Origin of the sequence: Paracoccus sp. SY (assembly GCF_002901215.1) — a bacterium.
GTDB lineage: Bacteria > Pseudomonadota > Alphaproteobacteria > Rhodobacterales > Rhodobacteraceae > Paracoccus > Paracoccus acridae.
The window spans coordinates 1-4,542 of record NZ_NWMQ01000100.1; the positions used below are offsets into that span (position 1 = coordinate 1).

At 58.5% G+C, this 4,542-nt stretch carries 4 protein-coding genes and 1 pseudogene; 2 read left to right on the forward strand and 3 right to left on the reverse strand.

All coding sequences use genetic code 11. The features are described from left to right. On the forward strand, positions 1-324 hold a 324-nt coding region (locus tag CK944_RS21540; protein ID WP_192877797.1), incomplete at its 5' end, for a cation:proton antiporter. A gap of 130 nt (positions 325-454) precedes the next feature. Beyond that, entirely contained in the window at positions 455-2,569 is a 2,115-nt protein-coding gene (locus CK944_RS21545; protein WP_103175098.1) for a histidine kinase dimerization/phosphoacceptor domain -containing protein, read from the forward strand. A gap of 6 nt (positions 2,570-2,575) precedes the next feature. Here the strand turns inward: CK944_RS21545 and CK944_RS21550 are convergent, their stop codons facing one another. From CK944_RS21550 to CK944_RS23845, 3 genes and pseudogenes are all read right to left on the reverse strand, one after another. Next, positions 2,576-3,031, reverse strand: coding sequence for a response regulator (locus CK944_RS21550; protein WP_103175099.1), 456 nt, complete (start codon positions 3,029-3,031; stop codon positions 2,576-2,578). Beyond that, positions 3,007-4,131, reverse strand: a complete 1,125-nt coding sequence (locus tag CK944_RS21555; RefSeq protein ID WP_103175100.1) for a PAS domain-containing protein — start codon at positions 4,129-4,131, stop codon at positions 3,007-3,009. Before CK944_RS21555 ends, CK944_RS21550 begins: the two co-directional genes overlap by 25 nt. A gap of 169 nt (positions 4,132-4,300) precedes the next feature. Further along, positions 4,301-4,542 (reverse strand): annotated as a pseudogene (locus CK944_RS23845) (IS30 family transposase); the annotation flags it as partial.

Here is a 4,542-nt window from a genome sequence, read left to right on the forward strand (position 1 = left end):
GTGATTCTGCTGGTGATCCGGCCCCTCACTGGGCTGATCGGCCTTTGGGGCTTTCGTGCCGCCCCCGGCGAGAAGCTGACCATTGCCTTTTTCGGCATCCGCGGGGTGGGGTCGTTCTACTACCTGTCTTATGGGCTGAACCACATGGAGGTTGCCGGGGCCGAACATCTTTGGGCCATTCTGGGTCTTGTGGTTCTTTTGTCCGTCCTGATGCACGGGCTGACGGTGACGCCCGTGATGCGCCTTCTGGACCGCAAGCAGGGCCGCGACCCCGATGCCGACGGCCTGCCCCCGCCAGGCCTGCAGGGGCCGGGTGCCGACTGATCCGGAGGTATGAGGATGCGATGCATGTCCTCTTGCATGATTTCGCCTGTTCCTGTTTTGTGCAGGGACTAGGACAGTCTCAGGTGCGTGACGACCACCGTTCAGCCCATTCATCGCCAAACGAGAAAGTATGAACGACATCGGCGCCCTGAACCTAACCGCCTGCGATCGTGAGCCAATCCACATCCCCGGCTCAATCCAGCCTCATGGCCTTCTTCTGATTGGCCGGATCGGCACCCATGAGATCATAGGCGCTGCAGGAGAAACCCTGTTCCGGGCCACGAAGGGCCAAACGCTCGAAGATTATCTCGGTTTGTCTTCTGTCATTGATGAAGCAGCACTGGACCTGGGTCCGGCAGTCCTTGACGCCGCCTTGATCGATGACATCCTCTACGATGTCCATGCGTTTACAACGGATGGCCACGTCGTTGTCGAATTGACCCAACAGGCGGGTAGCCCGCCAATGAACTCTACCTTTCTCGCAAATCTTGAAGCGATGAGCAGCGGGTTCGAGCGCGCGACCTCCCATGCGGATCTGTTTGACAGCGCAGCGCGGGTGTTCCGAAGACTCACGGACTATGATCGCGTCCTCATCTATCAGTTCGTTGACAACGAAGCTGGCAAGGTGGTTGGCGAAAGCCGCTCGGACGATATGCCGGGTTTGATGAACCACCATTTTCCCGCCTCCGATATTCCGCGGCAGGCCCGAGCCCTTTATGTTCGAAACAGGGTGCGGGTCATTGCGGACGTGGCCGGCGCCTCCCTCCCGATCATCGGCGTCGACGATACAGTTCGGCAGATCGATCTGAGCGACTCCACCCTGCGCAGCGTGTCGCCGATCCACCTGACATACCTGAAGAACATGGGCGTTGCCGCCTCTGCCTCGATGTCGATTGTCAAGGACGGCATCTTATGGGGGCTTGTTGCCTGTCATCATTCCAATCCGCGGCCCTTGCCGCTCACCATACGTCTTGCATGTCAGGCGCTTGCAACAAGCCTGTCACGGCAGATCAAGTTGCGGGAGGAAGCAGAGCTTTATCGCGAGCGCATTCACCTTCGCGCACAAGAAGATGTTGTTTTGGGACGGCTCGGCTCGGACGTCACGCTGGAGCAGTTTTTCGCCGAGTCGGCTGATGACTTGGCAAAGATGATGCGCGCGGATGGCTTCGCAGCCGTGCAGGGCGCGGATCTCTTCGTATCCGGCCAATGCCCGGACCCGATCCACATCCGTGCTGTAGCCGACTACGTGCGCGCCCCTGCGGCCATAAAGGCATTTTGGACTGCGTGTCTGCGACAAGAAATGCCCGCGGCTGAGGCATTTCGGGATCTGGCAAGCGGTCTGCTCGCCGTCACCATGTCGACGGAGGTCCCCACAATCCTGATGTGGTTTCGCGCCGAGAGACTGCAAACTGTGACATGGGCTGGAAACCCTCATAAAGATGTCCCGCTTGTTCCCGGTGCACAGCTGGAACCACGTGTGTCCTTTGCCGCTTGGTCGGAAGAGGTCCAAGGCTGCGCACCGGACTGGACCATCGCCGAAACCGAGTCCGCTATGCGGCTTGTCCGGTCTATGCTTGAAGCGCGCAACAATCGCCGAATGAGAGCCTTGAACATGGAGCTCTCAACGACCCTGAAGGAAAACGAAAACCTGATGCAGCAAAAGGACTTCCTTTTGCGCGAGGTGAACCACCGGGTGCAAAACAGCCTGTCGCTGGTGTCGGCGTTCCTGAGAATGCAGGGGCGCGACGCGCTTCCAGAGGTCAAGCAGCAATTGGACGAGGCGGACCACCGCCTCAAGGCAGTGAGCCTTGTTCACAAGCGGCTCTACCAGGCAGACAGCACCGAAATCGTCGACCTGTCACTCTACCTTGCAGAATTGTGCGAGGAGCTGAAGGCAACCCTGAGTGGGAAATGGGCGAACATCCTTTCCACCAGACTTGCGCCCGTTCTGATCGAGACAGACCGAGCCGTAAGCATCGGTCTTATTCTGAACGAGCTGGTCATCAACGCAACCAAGTACGCCTACCAAGGAGAACCAGGACCGATCTCCATTGGGCTGGAGCAGCATCGCGACAGCTTCCGCCTGACAGTCTCGGACAAGGGCATAGGCGCTGCGGGCGTGACCAAAGGTACTGGGTTTGGCTCACGAATGCTCGGCTCGTTGGTGGATGGTCTGAAGGGGACCATGGATTACGCCGATAACAATCCGGGGCTTCGGGCCACTGTGACCGCTCCGATCCGTTGAATGGTGTTATTGCATTCCCCGGAACGCAGCGAAGGCTTCGGACGCGACAAAGCTTCCGGGCGGGGCCGAGACCGGCGGGGGATTGCAGACGACTTCCTCAAGATACTGCACAGCCGACATGAACCCTGCGAGTGAGAATGGCTTGGCGATAACGCCATGCGCTCCTGCGAAGTCCTGAGGTATCTTCTGGGGATTGGCCGTCACAAAGACGATGATCGCATTGGGCCACCTCGCCTGCACATAACTGTTCACGTCGAGACCAGTGCTGCCACGCGCAAGGTTCATGTCGACTAACGCCACATTTGGCGCTTTCTCATCCGGAAGAGCTTCGACTTCGTCGAGCGCGGCGGCAATGGCGATCACATGATGGCCTGCATCCTCAACCATCATCTCGATATCCATTGAAATAAGCGGTTCGTCCTCGACGATGAGGAAGTTCAGTGGTCTGGCGGCGCGTTCCATACGGCTCCAACTGTGATTGTAAGATCAGCGCGCGTGCCAGAAGCACACGATGCCCATTTGATCTGTGTTCCCGCCTGCCTGGACAAACGGCTGATGATGATGCCCCCAAGACCGGCTGGCACCTGATCTCCTTGCGACGAACCAATGCCGTTATCCGCGATCGAGAGACGAACCTGATCGTTCTCCTGACGGGCCACGATGGTGATCTGGCCTTCCTCTCCCGCCGTGAAAGCATGACGAATGCAGTTGGACAGGATCTCATTGACGATGAGCCCCAAGGCCGATGCCTGCTCTATCGACACATCAGCTCGCTTGAGATCGGTCATGATCCGGATGTCGCGATGACCCGCTGCTTGGACCAGATCTCCGGCAAGGCTGGCTGCAAAGGCACCGATATCAAAGCGGGTCACATCGTCCGACTGATAAAGGCGGCGGTGGACCGATGCGAGTGCGTCAATCCGTCCCATCATGGCACGAAGCCGGTCCGTGAAGTCGGGATCATCGATTTCTCGCAATTGCAGGCGAAGGATCGACCCGATCATCGTCATGTTGTTTTTTACACGGTGATCGACCTCGTGCAGCAGCAACTTTTGCGCCTCCAAGGCGGCACGCAGATCGGCAGTGCGTTTGTGTACCTCCTCCTCGATGCGCCGCTTCTCCCGGGCCACCCGCGTATGAGCGTCGACACGGGCGGTAACATCGAGCTGGGATGCGAAGAAGAACTGGATTTCTCCCGTGTAGTCGCGGACGGGGCTGAGATAGAGGGCATTCCAGAAGGCCGTGCCGTCCTTTCGGTAGTTCAGGATATCGATGGCAACATCCTCACCTTGGGCAACGGCTTTGCGGATCCGATCGACGGCCTCTGGATCGGTATCTTCGCCCTGAAGCAGGCGGCAGTTATGGCCAACGAGGTCCTCACGGGAATAGCCCGTCAGCTTCTGAAAAGCTGTGTTGGCGAAAACGATCGGATTATCGGGCTGGTTGGGATCGGTAATGATCATCGGCATGCGTGTGGCGCGAACAGCCGCTGCAAACGGATCGCCCCGCCCTTGCTCGTGATGGAGAGCATCCGTCAGATGCCAGTTCTTCCGCTCGTCCATCAAAATCCGCCTGCCGGGCACTGACGTGCTCTACGATTGAAAGCCGTTAACGCAACACTAGTTCCACAAAGATTATAGCAGGTGATCTAGTGACATAAGGGGCGAAGTTCGCGCGGGTTCCACCTGCGACGTCTGGGATGCTCAGGCAGATGACGATAGAAGGCTTCCNCTCCCAGTGGCCGAACTCCTGACGCTCGGCAACGGCCGAGGGCCGGTGACACAAGCTCTGGCTGTCCTGGATGTGACTACGCTGATGTCGTCGGTGGTTTCGCGGCCTGCGACGTCTGCGATGCTCGGGCAGATGACGATAGAAGGCTTCCGCGAGGCCAAGCTTTGAATAGGCGAAGCGGTAGATCGTTTCATGGCTGACGCAGATGCAGTGCTGCTCAAGCCGCATCCGGCCGGCGATCT